The 15,684-nt window shown below is 53.3% G+C and carries 18 protein-coding genes and 1 pseudogene; 7 read left to right on the plus strand and 12 right to left on the minus strand.

The annotated features are described in order from the left end of the window. Positions 1 to 14 precede the first annotated feature (14 nt). On the minus strand, positions 15 to 752 hold the full coding sequence (locus AB7038_RS08505; RefSeq protein WP_368888829.1) for a phosphatase: 738 nt from the start codon (positions 750 to 752) through the stop codon (positions 15 to 17). A gap of 106 nt (positions 753 to 858) precedes the next feature. Next, a complete protein-coding gene (locus AB7038_RS08510; protein ID WP_072871331.1) occupies positions 859 to 1,353 on the minus strand; it encodes a DUF523 domain-containing protein in 495 nt (164 codons plus the stop codon). A 157-nt stretch (positions 1,354 to 1,510) separates the two neighbouring features. On the opposite strand from AB7038_RS08510, the gene AB7038_RS08515 reads away from it, so the two are divergent. Then, positions 1,511 to 2,173, plus strand: coding sequence for an HAD family hydrolase (locus AB7038_RS08515; protein ID WP_004241865.1), 663 nt, complete (start codon positions 1,511 to 1,513; stop codon positions 2,171 to 2,173). A 49-nt stretch (positions 2,174 to 2,222) separates the two neighbouring features. Here the strand turns inward: AB7038_RS08515 and AB7038_RS08520 are convergent, their stop codons facing one another. From AB7038_RS08520 to AB7038_RS08545, 6 genes are all read right to left on the minus strand, one after another. Beyond that, positions 2,223 to 2,513, minus strand: a complete 291-nt coding sequence (locus AB7038_RS08520) for a DUF5339 domain-containing protein (protein ID WP_369453124.1) — start codon at positions 2,511 to 2,513, stop codon at positions 2,223 to 2,225. Between the two features lie 147 nt (positions 2,514 to 2,660). Continuing rightward, positions 2,661 to 2,984: a GNAT family N-acetyltransferase gene (locus AB7038_RS08525; RefSeq protein ID WP_369453125.1), complete on the minus strand. Its 324-nt coding sequence runs from the start codon at positions 2,982 to 2,984 to the stop codon at positions 2,661 to 2,663. Positions 2,985 to 2,989: 5 nt separating this feature from the next. After that, positions 2,990 to 6,544 carry a pyruvate:ferredoxin (flavodoxin) oxidoreductase gene (gene nifJ, locus AB7038_RS08530; RefSeq protein ID WP_369453230.1) on the minus strand — a complete coding sequence of 1,185 codons (3,555 nt, stop codon included), beginning with the start codon at positions 6,542 to 6,544 and terminating at the stop codon, positions 2,990 to 2,992. A gap of 118 nt (positions 6,545 to 6,662) precedes the next feature. Next, positions 6,663 to 6,905, minus strand: coding sequence for a putative Se/S carrier-like protein (locus tag AB7038_RS08535; RefSeq protein ID WP_368888650.1), 243 nt, complete (start codon positions 6,903 to 6,905; stop codon positions 6,663 to 6,665). Then, complete coding sequence (locus tag AB7038_RS08540; RefSeq protein ID WP_369453126.1) at positions 6,898 to 7,704, minus strand: acyl-CoA dehydratase activase; 807 nt, start codon at positions 7,702 to 7,704, stop codon at positions 6,898 to 6,900. The genes AB7038_RS08535 and AB7038_RS08540 overlap by 8 nt, the downstream gene beginning before the upstream one ends. A gap of 9 nt (positions 7,705 to 7,713) precedes the next feature. Then, the gene (locus tag AB7038_RS08545; protein WP_046024269.1) at positions 7,714 to 8,871 is read right to left on the minus strand and encodes a double-cubane-cluster-containing anaerobic reductase; all 1,158 of its coding nucleotides are present in this window, start codon (positions 8,869 to 8,871) and stop codon (positions 7,714 to 7,716) included. Positions 8,872 to 9,197: 326 nt separating this feature from the next. Here AB7038_RS08545 and fosA13 point away from each other — a divergent pair, with 326 nt between their 5' ends. Continuing rightward, positions 9,198 to 9,629 (plus strand): FosA13 family fosfomycin resistance glutathione transferase, encoded by a 432-nt coding sequence (gene fosA13, locus AB7038_RS08550; protein WP_368888652.1) that lies wholly within the window; start codon positions 9,198 to 9,200, stop codon positions 9,627 to 9,629. 35 nt (positions 9,630 to 9,664) lie between these two features. Continuing rightward, positions 9,665 to 10,111: pseudogene (locus AB7038_RS08555) on the plus strand (VOC family protein). A 35-nt stretch (positions 10,112 to 10,146) separates the two neighbouring features. Here the strand turns inward: AB7038_RS08555 and AB7038_RS08560 are convergent. Continuing rightward, positions 10,147 to 10,578, minus strand: a complete 432-nt coding sequence (locus tag AB7038_RS08560) for a carboxymuconolactone decarboxylase family protein (RefSeq protein WP_368888654.1) — start codon at positions 10,576 to 10,578, stop codon at positions 10,147 to 10,149. A 142-nt stretch (positions 10,579 to 10,720) separates the two neighbouring features. Next, positions 10,721 to 11,065: a DMT family protein gene (locus tag AB7038_RS08565; protein WP_004238534.1), complete on the minus strand. Its 345-nt coding sequence runs from the start codon at positions 11,063 to 11,065 to the stop codon at positions 10,721 to 10,723. A gap of 244 nt (positions 11,066 to 11,309) precedes the next feature. Between AB7038_RS08565 and AB7038_RS08570 the strand changes: the two genes are divergently transcribed. Further along, complete coding sequence (locus AB7038_RS08570; RefSeq protein WP_072870789.1) at positions 11,310 to 11,750, plus strand: hypothetical protein; 441 nt, start codon at positions 11,310 to 11,312, stop codon at positions 11,748 to 11,750. Positions 11,751 to 11,753: 3 nt separating this feature from the next. Here the strand turns inward: AB7038_RS08570 and AB7038_RS08575 are convergent, their stop codons facing one another. Beyond that, a complete protein-coding gene (locus AB7038_RS08575) occupies positions 11,754 to 12,647 on the minus strand; it encodes a LysR family transcriptional regulator (RefSeq protein WP_072870792.1) in 894 nt (297 codons plus the stop codon). A 94-nt stretch (positions 12,648 to 12,741) separates the two neighbouring features. Here AB7038_RS08575 and AB7038_RS08580 point away from each other — a divergent pair, with 94 nt between their 5' ends. Next, a complete protein-coding gene (locus tag AB7038_RS08580; RefSeq protein WP_072871335.1) occupies positions 12,742 to 13,278 on the plus strand; it encodes a DMT family transporter in 537 nt (178 codons plus the stop codon). A gap of 18 nt (positions 13,279 to 13,296) precedes the next feature. Here AB7038_RS08580 and AB7038_RS08585 read toward each other — a convergent pair whose 3' ends face one another. Continuing rightward, entirely contained in the window at positions 13,297 to 14,211 is a 915-nt protein-coding gene (locus AB7038_RS08585; RefSeq protein ID WP_369453127.1) for a DMT family transporter, read from the minus strand. A gap of 98 nt (positions 14,212 to 14,309) precedes the next feature. Between AB7038_RS08585 and AB7038_RS08590 the strand changes: the two genes are divergently transcribed. After that, positions 14,310 to 15,224 (plus strand): LysR substrate-binding domain-containing protein, encoded by a 915-nt coding sequence (locus AB7038_RS08590; protein ID WP_369453128.1) that lies wholly within the window; start codon positions 14,310 to 14,312, stop codon positions 15,222 to 15,224. Further along, positions 15,224 to 15,673 carry an aminoglycoside 6'-N-acetyltransferase gene (gene aac(6') / locus AB7038_RS08595; protein WP_369453129.1) on the plus strand — a complete coding sequence of 150 codons (450 nt, stop codon included), beginning with the start codon at positions 15,224 to 15,226 and terminating at the stop codon, positions 15,671 to 15,673. Before AB7038_RS08590 ends, aac(6') begins: the two co-directional genes overlap by 1 nt. The last annotated feature ends 11 nt before the right edge of the window (positions 15,674 to 15,684 follow it).

Genomic DNA, 15,684 nt, shown 5'->3' on the forward strand with positions numbered 1-15,684 from the left:
TGCGGGGCTTTTTTTCAGAGTCCGGCAAATTCAGGGATTGGCGGTCGTCCGTGTGATTCCAGAAAATCCAGTACCCGGCGCGGGGTGACATTCAGGATGCGCGCCTCGGGAAACTCAATCTCCCGCAGCATAGTCACCACCCGCTCAAAATTACCCAGATAACCGGCATAGTGGGAATCCGAACCCAGCGAGATCCAACCGCCGTGGTCACGCACCGCTTCAGCAATCGCACGGCAGTTTTTCTCACTGCCCGTCCGCGAATGCAGAAATGAGGAGTTATTCATCTCCAGCGCCACATTGCACTCTTTTGCCGCCTGCACCACCGCCTGAATATCCAGCGGGTATTTCGGGTTTCCGGGATGGGTGATAATCTGCACTTTTCCGCTGCGGATAGTGGCGATCATCGCTTCGGTATTGGCGGCCTGTCCCTGCGGCTGCAACACCGGTTCGTGAAAACCGGCGAGAATAATATCCAGCTGCTGCGCCATTTTATCCGTGCAGTCCGTCTCTCCGGCCTGATTTTTAATATTAGCCTCAATACCGTACAGCAGCCCAGCGCCGTTAATCATGCGCGGCAGAACCGGCATATTGGCAAAATGCCACGGATGCGGCCCGTCCGCCATGTCCGGCCCGTGGTCGGTGATCGCAAACAGGGTTATACCCTTCTCCGCCGCTTCGGTAAAATATTCACGGACGGTACTGTAAGCATGGGTACTGGCAACCGTATGGGCATGTAAATCAACCGGATATATCACTCTGCTCTCCTTTCTGCGGTTAAGCACCTCTTAACCCTATCAGATTCTGAAACGGGTCTTCAACCCGGCACACGGATTAACACACTGGCGGGTGTCAGGGTTATCATGCGCTTTTTCCGTTCTGTAACAGCTGTTCAATCAGTGCGGGCAGCTCCGGATGGTCTTCATGCCAGACGGTGATCCCGTTTGCCTCAAACAGCGCCGTTGCCACACCGTTGCCGGATTTAAGCGTGCCGTCAAATGCGCCGCTGTAGATCAGACCGCTGCCGCAGGACGGGCTGTTGGCTTTCAGGATCACATGCGTGATATTCCGCTGTTGCAGATGCTCCAGCGCCCGCAGTGCGCCCTGTTTAAACGCACCGGTGACATCTTCGCCGTCGCTGCCGGTTACCCGGGCGGTGCCAGCCCAGACATCACTGCCCTCACCGCCGGTGATTTCAGCCGGGGCACGGGGCACCGGCAGACCACCGAGGATTTCAGGGCATACCGGAACCGCCATACCGCTGTTCTGCAAGGCTTTCAGCGGGGCATATAATTTATGGCTGCCGTCGTAACGAACGGCTTCGCCTGCCAGGCAGGCACTGATTGCAATCATCATATTCTCGCAGTGTTTACCGGTATAATTCAGATAGTGATAATCAATACCTGATAGTAAATAACTTATGAGCGCGGGACAAGCCGGGCAGGTGTCTCCTTTTGCCGGAAAAAATGCTAAACTCTGCACGATCACCTATTTAACCGGAGTATACCTCTTTATGCACGCACCCACCCCGTCAGAAAAACCGGTGTTATCCGTTTTTGATTTTGACGGCACGCTGACCCGCCGTGACAGTTTTGTTCCTTTTCTGCGTTTTGCCTTCGGGAAACGTGTTTTTTCCCTGCGGATGCTGCGCCTGGTTCTGCCGACACTGCGCTGCTTCTCACGCAAACTGACCCGCGACGAGCTGAAAGAAGTGCTGATCACCACCTTTCTGACCGGTACCGATGCCCGCTGGGTGGAGAAGAAAGCACAGGAATTTTGTGAACGTTACTGGCATAAGATGATGCGCCCGGAAGGTCTGCGCGCGGTGGCAGCGGAAATTGCATCGGGTGCGGAAGTCACACTCTGTTCCGCATCCCCGGAGCTGGTGCTGAAGCCGTTTACAGAGCGGCTGGGGATCAAACTTATCGGGACTCAGCTGGAAGAGAAAGACGGTATTCTGACCGGGAAAATCAACGGCAACAACTGCCGCTGCGGCCAGAAAATTGCCCGGCTGCAACAGGTTTACGGCGATTTATCCGCATACCATATGCGTGCCTGGGGCGATTCACGGGGGGATTATGAACTGCTGTATGCCGCCGGTGAACCTCACTGGCGTCATTTTCACCGCAATCCGGCAAAATATGAAAAACGCCGCAAACAGTTTTCATCCCGCTGAAAACAAAAACGGGCTGTATCATACAGCCCGTCAATAATCACAGCCGCCTTTATTTCGGCATTTGCTGTTCCATCATGGCTTTAGCCTGCGCTAACGCATCAATACCCTGCTTACAGGCTGCATCCTGTGCATCGGCTGGTAATTCCATAAACTGCTTTTTGGAATTATCATACTGCTGCTTCATGGTTTCAATCTGACCTTTCATTGCATCATTTTTGGCCAGCAGTTCCATATACCCATCAACCTGTTTAAAGTAATCTTCACAGGTGGCAGATAACTGAGCAGAAAATGCAGCAGAAGAAAGTGATAACAGGCCGGCAGCTAAAATTAACTTTTTCATTAAACATCCCTTTAATGCATTGTTATTGAGCCTGTAATGTAATCACTAATATTTCAGCCTGCTATCAGTTTGCTCTTAATTACCCTCTCTCCGGAGCAGGAAATATATCCGGGAAAATAGTTTCAATATGATTAATAATTAATATTATTAATTATTTTTACAACTCAGTCTGCGGAAATAAAACAGTTCCGGATCACCGTCATCCAGATTATCCACCTGCCCGCGCAGCACCGGATCCACCATCAGTAACTCAATAAATCCGCAGCCGAAAAAGTGATAATGCAGCACACCGTAACCGATAATGTTGCCTTCACGCCGCAGCACAAAACAGATTTTCTGCTCAATCCAGCGGCGGATTGCTTCACCCCGTTGCGGCTCCTGTGCCGCAACGGTATCAAGAGCAATTAAGGCAGCGAGATCCTGTTCCGTTGCCGGGGATATTTCCCCGGCGCTCCGGTTATTTGTCATCATGACTTTCAGGCATCCTCCTGAACAATGCCGGTTCCGGCCGGTTCAGATTTTTGTGAAGCCAGCAATTCAAGCAGTGCATACTGTTTTGCCGTCCGTTGTTCGGCTTTTTCTGCCAGAACAGCGGCTCTCGCCGGGTCACTGCTGCTGAGGCGGTTAAAACGCTGCTCCTGATGCATCACCTCCGCCAGGGATTGTGACGGCGGACGGGAATCCAGGATCAGCGGTGCTTTACCGGTTCCCTCACGGCGCGGATCAAACCGGTACAGCGGCCAGAACCCGCTGGCGGTCAGGGCTTTCATCTGGTCGTAACTGAATGCCAGGTCATAACCGTGCTCCTCACACGGGCTGTAGGCAATAATCAGGGATGGGCCGGGATAGGATTCCGCTTCCTGAATCGCTTTCACCGTCTGATTCATCTGTGCGCCGATGGCTATCTGTGCCACATACACGTTGCCGTACATCATCATGGATACGCCCAGATCCTTGCGGGATTTACCTTTACCCTCCTCCCCGAATTTGGTGACGGCCCCCATCGGTGTGGCTTTTGATTGCTGGCCGCCGGTGTTGGAGTAACACTGAGTATCGAGCACCAGCACATTGACATTCTCACCGCTGCTCAGCACATGGTCGAGCCCGCCGAAGCCGATATCATAAGCCCAGCCGTCACCGCCGATCAGCCAGACGGATTTCGGCAGAAGGTAATGTGCATCCTCAGACAGCTCACGGGCTCGCGGATCCTGGTTATCCGCCAGCAGTGTCCGCAGTTGCGTAATAGCCGCTCGTTTTTCATCCGCAGACAATGTCTCATCCGTCAGCCGCTGCCGTAACTCATCCGGCAGTTGTGCCGCAAAGGTCATCAGCAGACGTTTCACCCGTTTTTTATGCTGATCCGCTGTCAGACGGAACCCCAGCCCGAACTCAGCATTATCCTCAAACAACGAGTTGGCCCAGGCCGGACCGCGTCCCTCTTTATTGGTGGTGTACGGCGTGGTCGGCAGATTGCCGCCGTAAATCGACGAGCAGCCGGTGGCATTGGCGATCAGCAACTGTTCGCCGTACAACTGGGTCAGCAGTTTGATATACGGTGTTTCACCACAGCCCGCACAGGCGCCGGAGAATTCAAACAGCGGCGTGATAAGTTGTGATGTCCGGATATCAATGCGCTCAAGCCGGGATGCCGGGGTGTCCGGCAGTTGCAGGAAGAAATCAAAGTTGGCTTTTTCCTCTGCCAGATGAGCCAGCCGCGGCTGCATATTAATGGCGCGGATGGCCGGATCCTCACGGTCTTTCGCCGGACAGACCTCATAACAGAGATTACAGCCGGTACAATCCTCCGGTGCGACCTGAAGGACATAATCCATCCCTTTCATATCACGGGATTTGACCGGCAGGCGCTGCAGTGTATCCGGTGCGCCGCTGAAATCAGCGGGATCGGCCACTTTGGCACGAATAGCCGCATGCGGACAGGCCGCGACACAGTAGTTGCACTGGGTACAGAGAGACGGTTTCCAGATGGGGATCATCTCCGCGATATTGCGTTTTTCCCAGCGGGTGGTGCCGGAAGGCCAGGTGCCGTCCGGCGGGAATGCCGATACCGGCAACGCATCACCGCGTCCGGCCAGCATCATCGCGGTGACAGTTTTGACAAAGTCCGGCGCGTTATCCGGTACAACCGGCGGACGCGGCAGACTGTGCGGATCCACCGCCTGCAACGGTACGCGGTGCAGGGCTTCCGGGGTACGGGCTATCGCCATCAGGTTATCCTGAACGATACTTTCCCCTTTTTTGCTGTAGCTGCGGATGATCGCCTGCTGTAAATAAGACTGAATTTCCGCTGCCGGCAACAGGGCTGTCAGATGGAAAAACGCCATCTGCATAACAGTATTGATACGGGCACCGAGGCGACATTCACGGGCAATACGGTAAGCGTTGATAACATACAGCTGCGCCTGTTTCTCCGCCAGGATCGCCTGAACATCCTGCGGGATATGGTGCCAGACCTCATCCGCCGGATACGGACTGTTGAGCAGGAAAATCCCGCCCGGCGCCAGTTTTTCCGCCATTTCATATTTGTCGAGGAACTGCCACTGATGACAGGCAATAAAATCCGCCTGCCGGATCAGATAAGTAGCGCGGATCGGCTGCCCGCTGATGCGCAGATGAGAAACAGTAAGGCCGCCTGCTTTTTTCGAGTCATAGACAAAAAAGCCCTGAGCGTAGTTATCTGTGTGACTGCCGAGGATCTGAATGGCATTTTTGGCGGCTGAAACCGTGCCGTCACTGCCCAGCCCGTAAAACAGCGCACTGAGGCGGTGTGTGACCGGCAGTTCCGCCGGAACCGGTGTCAGGGACAACCCGGTGACATCATCAATAATACCGGCTGTAAAGCGGCGTTTCGGCGAGGTTAGTGTCAGTTCGCGGAAAATCGCCATCACACAATCCGGATCAAATTCTTTGGATGACAGCCCGTAACGTCCGCCGATAATACGCGGTAACTGCGCCCGCTCCCCGTTCTGATACGCTTCGGCAAAGGCGGTCATCACATCCAGATAGAGCGGTTCCGCCTGGGCACCTGCTTCTTTGGTCCGGTCAAGCACGGCAATGTGCTGCACACTGCCCGGAATGGCATCGAGGAAATGCTGTGCGGAGAATGGCCGGTAAAGGTGCACTTTCAGCACGCCGACTTTTTCGCCCTGCGCAATCAGTTTGTCCGCCACTTCCTCCGCCGGACCGGCGGCAGATCCCATCAGGATAATCAGGCGCTCTGCCTGCGGGTGTCCGTAATAGGTAAACGGCTGATAATAACGGCCTGTCACCTCACCAAATGCATCCATCGCATCAGTGACATGCTGATAAACCGCGTCATACCACGGGTTAGTCGCCTCACGGGCCTGGAAATAGGTATCCGGATTTGCCGACGTGCCGCGTATTACCGGATGTTCCGGCGATAATGCTCTGTCACGGTGAGCGCGGATCGCCTCTGCCGGGATCAGTTTGCTCAGCTCCGCACGGCTGACAGCAATAATTTTGTTCATCTCATGAGAGGTCCGGAAACCATCAAAGAAATGAATAAACGGCACGCGGCTGTTCAGCGTGGCTATCTGTGAAATCACCGCAAAATCCTGAGCCTGCTGGACGCTGTTGGCGCACAGCAATGCACAGCCGGTCTGGCGTACCGCCATCACATCCGAGTGATCGCCGAAAATAGAGAGCGCGTGAGTCGCAACCGTCCGTGCCGCCACATGCAGGACAAACGGGATCAGCTGTCCGGCGATTTTATACAGCGATGGGATCATCAGCAGCAATCCCTGGGAGGACGTGAAAGTGGTCGACAGTGCGCCGGTCTGAAGTGCGCCGTGAACGGTGGCAATGGCTCCGCCCTCCGACTGCATTTCCATCATGCGCGGGACATCGCCCCACAAATTGGGTTCCCCGGTCGCTGACCAGTGGTCGGCATATTCGGCCATGGTGGAACTCGGGGTAATAGGATAGATGGCGATCACTTCATTCAGCTGATACGCCATCCGGGCCACCGCCTGATTAGCATCAGTGGTGATCATGCTATGTATTTCGTTGCTCACAATAAGACCCTTCATTTTTATTATTTTTTACAACATATCAGAATAAAAAATGCCGGATTATCGTGATTGTGGTTTGTTATCTGTCTGTAAGGGCGGTTTACTCCGTTGCCGTCAGTACATATTCCGCCGCTTCACAGCGGTAAATTTCCGTGACCTGCGGACGGTCACGCAGTGCCGGGAGTGAATCATCACTGACACTGAGGCGGATCCCCAGACCACAGGCTTTGCCCAGTGACGGCGGGATATCCGTCACGGTGAAAGACTGCCCGGCCGCCGTGAGATGCTTGCGCATCGCCACCACACCGAGCATATTTTCGAACAAAATCAGATAGTCATTCATGAACGGATCCCCCGGAGGTGACGGCAGCCTGTTTCTGTAACTGACGGATGCCGTAAATGGCCGCACCGATGGCACCGGCAAACTGCCCGTCAGGATGCGTGATCACCTCCGCCCCCAGATGCTGTGAAAGCCGCTCACAGAACGTCTGACTGCGGCTGACCCCGCCGCTGAACAGCACTGACGGCACGGTACTCAGCCGCTTGGCAAAACCGGCAGTACGTTGCGCCATTGAATTGACAATTCCCGACAGAATCGACTCCGGCTCCACCCCGGCAGATCGCAGACTGATCACTTCTGATTCGGCAAAGACCGTACACATGCTGGAGATAGCATGCGGCTCAATCCCGCGGATGGTGTCATCCACTGCCGTGATATCGGTGCCGAGTGTCCGGCTGATCACATCCAGAAAACGCCCGGTTCCGGCGGCACATTTGTCGTTCATCAGAAAATCCGTGAGGTGCCCCTGCTCATCAAGCCGGATCACCTTGCTGTCCTGACCGCCGATATCAATGACCGTGCGGGTCTGCGGATGCAGCCAGCGCGCACCGACCCCGTGACAGGAGATTTCTGTGACCTGTTTGTCCGCAAAATCCGCCAGTTTGCGGCCATAGCCGGTGAGGGTCAGATACGGCCTGGTGTCGCATTCACCACAGAGGGTTTCCCAGGCTTCCAGAATAGCGGACTGCGGCCGGAACGGAGTCGGGATCAGAAAGCGGCGCAGGATCACGCCGCCGTTTTCATCACTGAACAAAATTCCTTTGGTGGCCGTCGAGCCCGAGTCAATACCGATACTCAGCATGACGCCTCCTTATAACATCTCAATAAAGGCGGCAATGCGGGTAGCAAGCTGACCGGTGTCAGAAGTGGAATAATCTGTCTCGATAGCCATATACGGAATATCGTGTTTTTCACGGATATGCCGGTTTATCAGCAGGGATTCCACCGCATAGGTGTGACAAGCCTGGAGGATCACATCAATCACCCCGTCCACCTGATAGTCCTGCACCATCTCACTGAGCATATTGAGACGCTGTGTGTTCGGTGAAATACAGGAGCAACCGATAGCAAGGTATTTTTCGGTCAGGGCATCATAAACATCGGCCTGCGGATTTTCATCCACACACTGCTCGGTGGCTTTCGCCCCGGTGCAGTTTTCATAACCGACCACCCAACCGCCGTTCTCTTCGATAATCCGCACCACTTTTTCCGCCGCCCCGCCAATCGGGCAGCCGGTGATCAGAATGCGCGGACGCGGATCCAGCCGTTTACCGGCGGCATATTCCGCACGCACTTTGGCGGTCAGCGTTTCCAGCTCACCGATCAGGGCGCGTTTATCAAATTTGAAGGTGGCACCATACACCACACTGAGAATTTCACGACCGGTCATGGCCGGCGGATTGAGCTGCCCGAGGCGGTAAAATTCGGTTAATGCACGGCGTTCACGGTTACGCAGATCGATAGCATCGCGGATCCCCTGTTCTGTAATTTCACAGCCGAACTGCGCTTCCAGCCGTTTCTGAAAACGGATGATTTCCGAGCGCCAGAGCGCGACAGATTCCGCACTTTCACTGTTATTCGGCAGTTGCATCACATGGACAGGTTTAAATTCCGCCATATATTCATACATTTTCTTTTTGCCGTCGCAGGTGGTTTCACCGACCACAATGTCAGAAAAATAGAAGTAGGGGCATTTATCGGTTTTACCGAATCCGTAGCTGCTTTTGATCAGAGGACATAAGTTGCGGGGTAAGGTTTTTTCCGCTTCTTCAATGGTTTCATCACTGGTTGAACAGAGGGAGACAACCGCTGCACCGGCGGCCATAGCAATCTCCTGCGGCATAAAGGTGCAATAGGTTCCCACCAGCGGGACACCCTGCTCTTTCAGTTCCATTACAGTGAGAAAGCCCTGTTGACGGGCATCGGAGAAATCAGAAAAGATCGACGGAAGTTGTGTGACTAATGACATAAGTAGACCTACCATTATCATTATTAAAGTGTGGCGCCAGAGTAGACCTATTAATAATAAGGATAATTGAGGTAAATCATATTCAGGGTGAATATCCCTGACGGGACTAAATTAACGTGATCTTAAATCACAACGCCCGGCTGCGGAATTATCTGGCACCTTATGTTGTCAGTCAGTAAGCTTCAGGGTAATCATAAACCTGACTGATATTTTACCCTGAGAGCTTCCCGATGATGATAACCGCCCACCGTACAACCACTGATACGGCTTCCTTTCACCTGACTCAGACGTGCTGTTTATAACTGCCGGATGCTGACGGAGGATATATGTTAACAGGAATGAATCATCTAACCCTGGCGGTCGCCGATTTGGATCGCAGCCTGCATTTTTACCATGATATTCTGAAAATGACGCTGCATACCCGCTGGAAATACGGGGCTTACCTGACCTGCGGGGAACTGTGGATCTGTTTATCAGCAGACCCGGAAATCATTCACCGGCCTATTCATCAGGGTTATACCCACTACGCTTTTACCCTTCCTCCCGAACAGTTCCCGGCCTTCCGCTCGCTTCTCGCCGCTCATCAGATAACACTCTGGAAACGTAACCGCAGTGAAGGGGATTCTGTCTATTTTCTTGACCCGGACGGGCATCAGCTTGAGGCGCATTCCGGCGGAATACAGCAGCGGCTGAATGCCTGCCGCGAAGCGCCGTATGAAGAGATGATATTTCCGGCACCCGGGCAGATTAATGTGTAAGATGGGATAAACCCTTATCTTACGGAGACACTGCTATGTCTGATTATCCAGCCGTTCCCGGTGTGCTGTTTGTCGCCGGTTTTGGTCCGGTGACCCGCGATCCCGCCCGCAGCAAACACTTCTTTGCGGATACTGTCGGCCTGCCGCTCAGTGAATCTGAAGGCGTGCCCGATTACCTGACTGCCGATCACAGCCTGCATGGTGTGAAGCACTTCGCGCTCTGGCCGCTCAGCCACGCAGCTGTCTCCTGCTTCGGGCAGAACAGCTGACCGCCGTCACATCCGGTGCCGCAGGCGTGGGTCGAGTTTGAAGTGCGCGACCTGGCAGCGGCCACAGAATTTTTACAGTCACAGGGCTATCCGCTGCTGGTGGCAAACAGAACCGAGCCGTGGGGACAATCCGTCACCCGTCTGCTCAGCCCGGAAGGTTTACTTGTCGGGCTGACTATCACCCCGTGGCTGCGGGATAACACCGGCGAATAACCGAATAACTGCCGGTGCCGGGTTGCTGTGATCCGCTACTGACGCAGACTGACAGCAATCCGGTTAAAGGCATTCATCAGCCCGGCCGCGATTGTCAGATCACTCATTTCCGCATCAGAAAAATATGCCTTCACACGCTGCCAGGTTGCATCATCAGTATTCTGAGCCGATAACTGTGTGACAGCTTCCGTCCATTCCAGTGCCGCCCGCTCGCGCTCACTGAAACGTTCACTCACGCGCCAGCCCGCGAGTGCATCGAGTTTCTCCTGAACCATGCCCCGCTTGCGCAGTGCAACCGTATGCATTTCCAGACAGAATGCGCAGCCGTTAATCTGGGATACCCGCAGATACACCAACTCAACCAGTTCAGGGGATAACGCGCTGCTTTCCAGTGCATTTTTACAGGCAATCAGCCCCGCATACGCTGCCGGACTGAGTTTAGGATAAGATAAACGTAATGATGACATAACAGACCTGCCTTGATCAGAGTGAAAAAGTATCCCGGAAACCGGGCGCTATACCCGGCAATAATACCTGGTGATATAACCAGTCATCCCGCTATATTATGGATAAATTCACAGTGTCGTTATCGTCATTGTGTGGTGGCGGTTAAAACGGCCCTTTAAAAATAAAGAAAGCCCCGGCGGCAATAAATCCGAAGCCGATAAGATGATTCAGCGTAATGCTTTCACCCAGATAAGCGACAGAGAACACCATAAAGACACACAGGGTAATCACTTCCTGCATGGTTTTCAGCTCGGCAGCACTGTAATACTGATGTCCGATCCGGTTGGCAGGCACCGCCAGACAATATTCCGCCAGTGCAATCAGCCAGCTGAAAAAAATCACCGCAATGAGGGGCTTACCGGCAAACTTCAGATGTCCGTACCAGGCAAACATCATAAAAATATTTGAGAGAACAAGCAGAAAAATCGGGAGAAACTTCGCCAGCATAGGGAGATCCGTCAGTAAAAAATGATATCAGCCGCTATTTTACGCCGATCTCTGATAAACGGATATATGATCAGGATGATAGTTCCGGAAACTAACTTTCCCGCTATGCTCTTATAAAATTTGCATTTTACACGTATTCAGCCCTTTATTCTTTCCGCTGATTTCCGGAAGATTGTACTGAACTGATTGTGCGGATAACCGCACCCGATTACACTTAATATTTGTAAAAACAACTATCCTGTTTATGCGTTTATTAACTTTCTTATTATTGTTTGTCTCTTTATCCGGTTATGCCGCCGGAGGATCACTGAACGGCTATTATAAATGTGAGATTTCATCCGCCAGTTATCAGCGAAAACAAGGCGCAATGCGTGATTTTTATTTTCCGGATAAACAGCGTGAATCCGTCGTTCTGTTTCATAGTGACCGCTTTACGGTGCTGGATACGCAACCGTCCCCCTATCACTCCCCGGCACTGACGCCGATAAAACAGTTTGCCACCATGTCAAAGCAGGATTTACAGGAGATCGGCGAAGATACCCTGATTTATGCCGGTACTTACAACGGGCTCGCCTATTTCACACCGTCGCAGCGGCGCTTTGTTTTCGGCTTAAATAAACGCACCGGGGGTAATAACGGCTCGTTTCTGCTGGAACTGCAAAACTGCCGCCGGACAACACGCTGAGCATCAGTCACACACCTGCATCACTGCTTCCCGCAGCCAGCCGAGTGCCGCGTCCCCTTCACTGCGCTGGTGCCATAACATCTGAAAACTGAGCGGCGCGATAGTCAGCGGCGGCGTAAATACCTGTAATGACGGGCTGAGTGTCTCCGGCAGTGCCCGCTGCGCCACCGTCAGGATCAGATCCGTGCCTTCCGGCAGTTGCGAAGCAATCTGCCAGTAAGGAACAGAGACCGCAATACGCCGCCGGTAATTGAGCAGCTGTAGCTGCCGGTCAATTTCATTGGCTTCATACGGCTTCATGCTCGCCAGGATATGCGGGTGCGAGAGCCAGTCCGCCATCGGCATCGTGCCATTGGTGCAGTATTGTTTGTCCGCAACACTGACCATGGTGTCCGTAAAAACCGTTTTTGTGCGGAGAGTGTAATCCGTGGCTGTAAATACCCCGAATGCCAGGTCGAGACTGCCTTCCTGCAATTTTCCCTGCATTTCCTCGCGGCTGCCCTGCCAGATTTGCAAATCGACCTGCGGCGCGGCAGTCCGCAGATAACGGATTAATTTTCCGCTGAAAATCGCCGCCCCGTAATCGGACATAGCGATATTAAACCGCCGTGTACAATTTTCCGGCCGGAAATCCTGCTGTGCGATCAGGTCATCAAGCTGGCTCAGTGCCTGCGTCAGCGGCGCATACAGTGCTTCCGCCTTACCGGACAGATGATAACGGCCCTGCCTGCGGATAAGCAGAGGATCCTGAAATAAATCCCGCAGCTGGTTCAGTGTGTGGCTGACAGCAGGCTGACTGCGGTGCAGAGACACCGCCGCCCGGCTGACATGGCGTTCACGCAGCAATGCATGCAGGGTAACAAGCTGATTTAAATCTAATTTCTTTATATTATTCATGGTGCGAATAGTGCCCTATAAAATTGATCATTTCCGGTTCTTCCGGGGATCACCTATGATTGATGTTAATAAAACGTTAACCAGGGAGGCCACTATGTCAACCTTATCATTATCCGCTATTGCTTTGATTGTTTGTGCTTTTTTTGCCGGTGCCATTGTGCCGGTACAGGCGGTCAGCAATGCAGTGTTAGCACGCCATCTGGGTCATCCGTTATGGGCCAGTCTTGTATCATTATTAATCAGTATTATTGTTTTAGCACCGTTATTATTTATTTTTAAAGTTCCGAAGCCGGTACTGAGTGCAGATTTACTGCATCAGCCGTTCTGGATTTGGATCGGCGGGATAGCCGGAATGCTGTATCTGACCTCTGCCCTGATCCTGGTACCGAAAATCGGCGGCATTACCTTTTTCGTGATGGTCATTGCCGGTCAGCTGGTGATTTCCGCACTGATTGAACACTTCGGTCTGTTCGGAATGCCGAAACAGCCGGTTCAGATAGCCAAACTCGCCGGTATCGGCCTGGTGGTGGCAGGTGTGCTGGTGATGCAGTTTGCGGGTGAAAAAAAGCCCCGCGATACTGACAGCGGGGCAGGAAATGCAACTCAAATCGAACAGACAATAAAAAGATAGGTTTGGTTTCCCGGAATATTACTGCACAGCTTCAGCTTCCTTCTCCGCTTCCGGGCGGCGCGAAGGACGCTGTAATAAGAAGACACCACTCATAATCAGCACCATCGACAGAATCTCTGTCACACCGAGCTGTTCATTCGCCGCCAGGAACCCGACAAGCAGTGCCACCACCGGCGGGATGTAAGTTACGGATGAGGCCACCACCGCCCCCAGATTCAGGATCAGATAGTAATACGTCAGATACGCCACCCCGGTACCGAGCAATCCCAGCCCGATAATCAGCCCGAGGCTGGCGGTGCTGTCCTGTGCAATCGCGGTAATGCCGGTAAACGGTGTGATGCAGGCAAGGATCAGCAGCGCAAGGCCAATCTGATAAGTTGTCAGTGCCAGCGGAGCAATCTGTTTATCCGCGAGAAATTTTTTGGCATACACAAAAGAAATCCCCACACTCAGTGATCCCAGGATCATATAGCCCACCCCGGCGAGACTGATACTCTCCCTGCTGATCTGCCACGGCTTGGCGATCAGAATCACGCCGGCAAAGCCGAGCATCAGTCCGCACAGACGCATTACCGTAATTTTTTCCTGCCGCAGGAAAATCGCCGCGACAATAAACGAGAACAGCGGAATTGCCCCGCTGAGCACGCCGGAGACCCCGGAGAGCAGTAATGAGGTGCCGGAAGCAAATGCCCAGTAATAAATTACCGTGGCCAGCAGCGCCATCACCAGGAAATGCCCGGTGTATTTCAGGTGCTCGCGGCGCACCGCTTTCTGCATCCACGCCATCACCGCAATCGGCACAAAGCCGCATAACACCCGCAGAAATACAATCTGCACCGGCGAGATCCACTCACTCGCCTGACGCATAAAAATAAAGTTGGTTCCCCAGATAATCCCGAGAAACGCGAAGGCTGCTGCCGTTTTACTGTTCATACTATCGCTACCCCTTTTTTCTGATGGGGCTATTGTTCTGAATCCGGGGCTGTGCTACAACCGATTTAAATTGCCTTATGAAAGAGAAAAACTATTTCATGAACCGTTATCCGCCGATGAAAGCATTACTGGCCTTTGAAGCAAGTGTCCGGCTCGGCAGCTTTATCAAAGCGGCAGAATCCCTGCATGTCACGCCGGGCGCGATCAGCCAGCAGATAAAAAAGCTGGAGGAAGAACTGGGCGTGATACTGTTTCTGCGTGAGATCCGCAAGCTGACGGTGACAGAGACAGGACAGAAATACTATCGCTTAATTCAGCCTGCGCTGGAACAGATCCGCGCCGCCGGTGAGACAATCCGCTATGCGGCGCGTCATACCCTGACCTTGTCCATGCCGCCCGGGCTGGCCTCCAAATGGTTCTCCCCCCGGATGAGTGATTTTGTCCGCACCTTTCCCGGGCTGGATTTGCACCTGAATGCTACAGCTGCCCTGGTCTCGCTGGAAAAAGATAATGTGGATCTGGCTGTCCGCTATACGGATTTATCCCGTACGCAACCGGCACGGGTACTGTTGTCTGACGCGCCCTGCCGTCTGTTTTGCCATCCCGCTTATGCCGCACGGCTGTCACTGCACAACCCGGCAGATCTGAAAAATGCGGTACTGCTGCACACTACGCTCTATCCTTACTGGGACAGCTGGCTGGAACACTATGCCGGGATAGCATCCGGCGGCACACCGTTTACCGCCGGACTGCATTTCGATCAGTTCTTACTGGCGATTGATGCGGCGGTACATCAGCAGGGTATTCTGATTGCCAACGATTTCCTGCTGGAACATGAGCTGGCACAGCAGACGCTTATTCCTTTGTTTCCGGAACTGACGCTGCATTCCGGCAAAGGATTTTATCTGCTGCATAACCGCCACAGTGCCGATCAGGCGATGATCAGTGCCGTCAGTGACTGGTTTTGTCATGCATTTGCTCACACTGCGGAGAATACATCATGGAGCCTGTGATGATTAAAAATAAACATGATATTCCGGAAACCACCTGGCTGGCACTGCGGCAAAAATTATGGCCGGACTGTCCGCCGCAGAAGCACAGGGATGAAATCCGCGATATTATCCGCAATCCGTCACTGAGTGCCTTTTTCCTCTGTACCGCAGACGGACAAACCGCCGCTTTTGCAGAAGCCTCTGTGCGGACAGATTATGTTAACGGCTGTACCACATCACCGGTTGCCTATCTTGAGGGGATTTATTGTGAGGAAAGCGCACGGCGGCTGGGATTTGCCGGGCAGCTGATTGCACAGGTAAAACAGTGGGGAACCGAAAACGGCTGCCGCGAACTGGCCTCCGATACCTCACCGGATAACACCGCGTCGCAGTTGTTACACCGGGCTCTCGGGTTTACCGAAACCGAGCGGGTGATCTTTTACTGTCAGCCACTGCTGCCGGAGAAATAATCCCCCGGCAG

This window comes from Morganella morganii (assembly GCF_041099235.1).
Lineage (GTDB): Bacteria > Pseudomonadota > Gammaproteobacteria > Enterobacterales > Enterobacteriaceae > Morganella > Morganella morganii_E.

Excerpts from the sequence above, each read along its gene's own strand:
- AB7038_RS08515 (WP_004241865.1), top strand. The coding sequence starts at position 1,511 with ATGCACGCACCCACCCCGTCAGAAAAACCGGTGTTATCCGTTTTTGAT.
- AB7038_RS08545 (WP_046024269.1), bottom strand. The coding sequence starts at position 8,871 with ATGTCATTAGTCACACAACTTCCGTCGATCTTTTCTGATTTCTCCGAT.
- AB7038_RS08590 (WP_369453128.1), top strand. The coding sequence starts at position 14,310 with ATGAACCGTTATCCGCCGATGAAAGCATTACTGGCCTTTGAAGCAAGT.
- AB7038_RS08535 (WP_368888650.1), bottom strand. The coding sequence starts at position 6,905 with ATGAATGACTATCTGATTTTGTTCGAAAATATGCTCGGTGTGGTGGCG.
- AB7038_RS08585 (WP_369453127.1), bottom strand. The coding sequence starts at position 14,211 with ATGAACAGTAAAACGGCAGCAGCCTTCGCGTTTCTCGGGATTATCTGG.
- AB7038_RS08580 (WP_072871335.1), top strand. The coding sequence starts at position 12,742 with ATGTCAACCTTATCATTATCCGCTATTGCTTTGATTGTTTGTGCTTTT.
- nifJ (WP_369453230.1), bottom strand. The coding sequence starts at position 6,544 with ATGATCACCACTGATGCTAATCAGGCGGTGGCCCGGATGGCGTATCAG.
- AB7038_RS08510 (WP_072871331.1), bottom strand. The coding sequence starts at position 1,353 with ATGATGATTGCAATCAGTGCCTGCCTGGCAGGCGAAGCCGTTCGTTAC.
- AB7038_RS08520 (WP_369453124.1), bottom strand. The coding sequence starts at position 2,513 with ATGAAAAAGTTAATTTTAGCTGCCGGCCTGTTATCACTTTCTTCTGCT.
- fosA13 (WP_368888652.1), top strand. The coding sequence starts at position 9,198 with ATGTTAACAGGAATGAATCATCTAACCCTGGCGGTCGCCGATTTGGAT.
- AB7038_RS08565 (WP_004238534.1), bottom strand. The coding sequence starts at position 11,065 with ATGCTGGCGAAGTTTCTCCCGATTTTTCTGCTTGTTCTCTCAAATATT.
- AB7038_RS08570 (WP_072870789.1), top strand. The coding sequence starts at position 11,310 with ATGCGTTTATTAACTTTCTTATTATTGTTTGTCTCTTTATCCGGTTAT.
- AB7038_RS08560 (WP_368888654.1), bottom strand. The coding sequence starts at position 10,578 with ATGTCATCATTACGTTTATCTTATCCTAAACTCAGTCCGGCAGCGTAT.
- AB7038_RS08540 (WP_369453126.1), bottom strand. The coding sequence starts at position 7,704 with ATGCTGAGTATCGGTATTGACTCGGGCTCGACGGCCACCAAAGGAATT.
- AB7038_RS08525 (WP_369453125.1), bottom strand. The coding sequence starts at position 2,984 with ATGATGACAAATAACCGGAGCGCCGGGGAAATATCCCCGGCAACGGAA.
- AB7038_RS08575 (WP_072870792.1), bottom strand. The coding sequence starts at position 12,647 with ATGAATAATATAAAGAAATTAGATTTAAATCAGCTTGTTACCCTGCAT.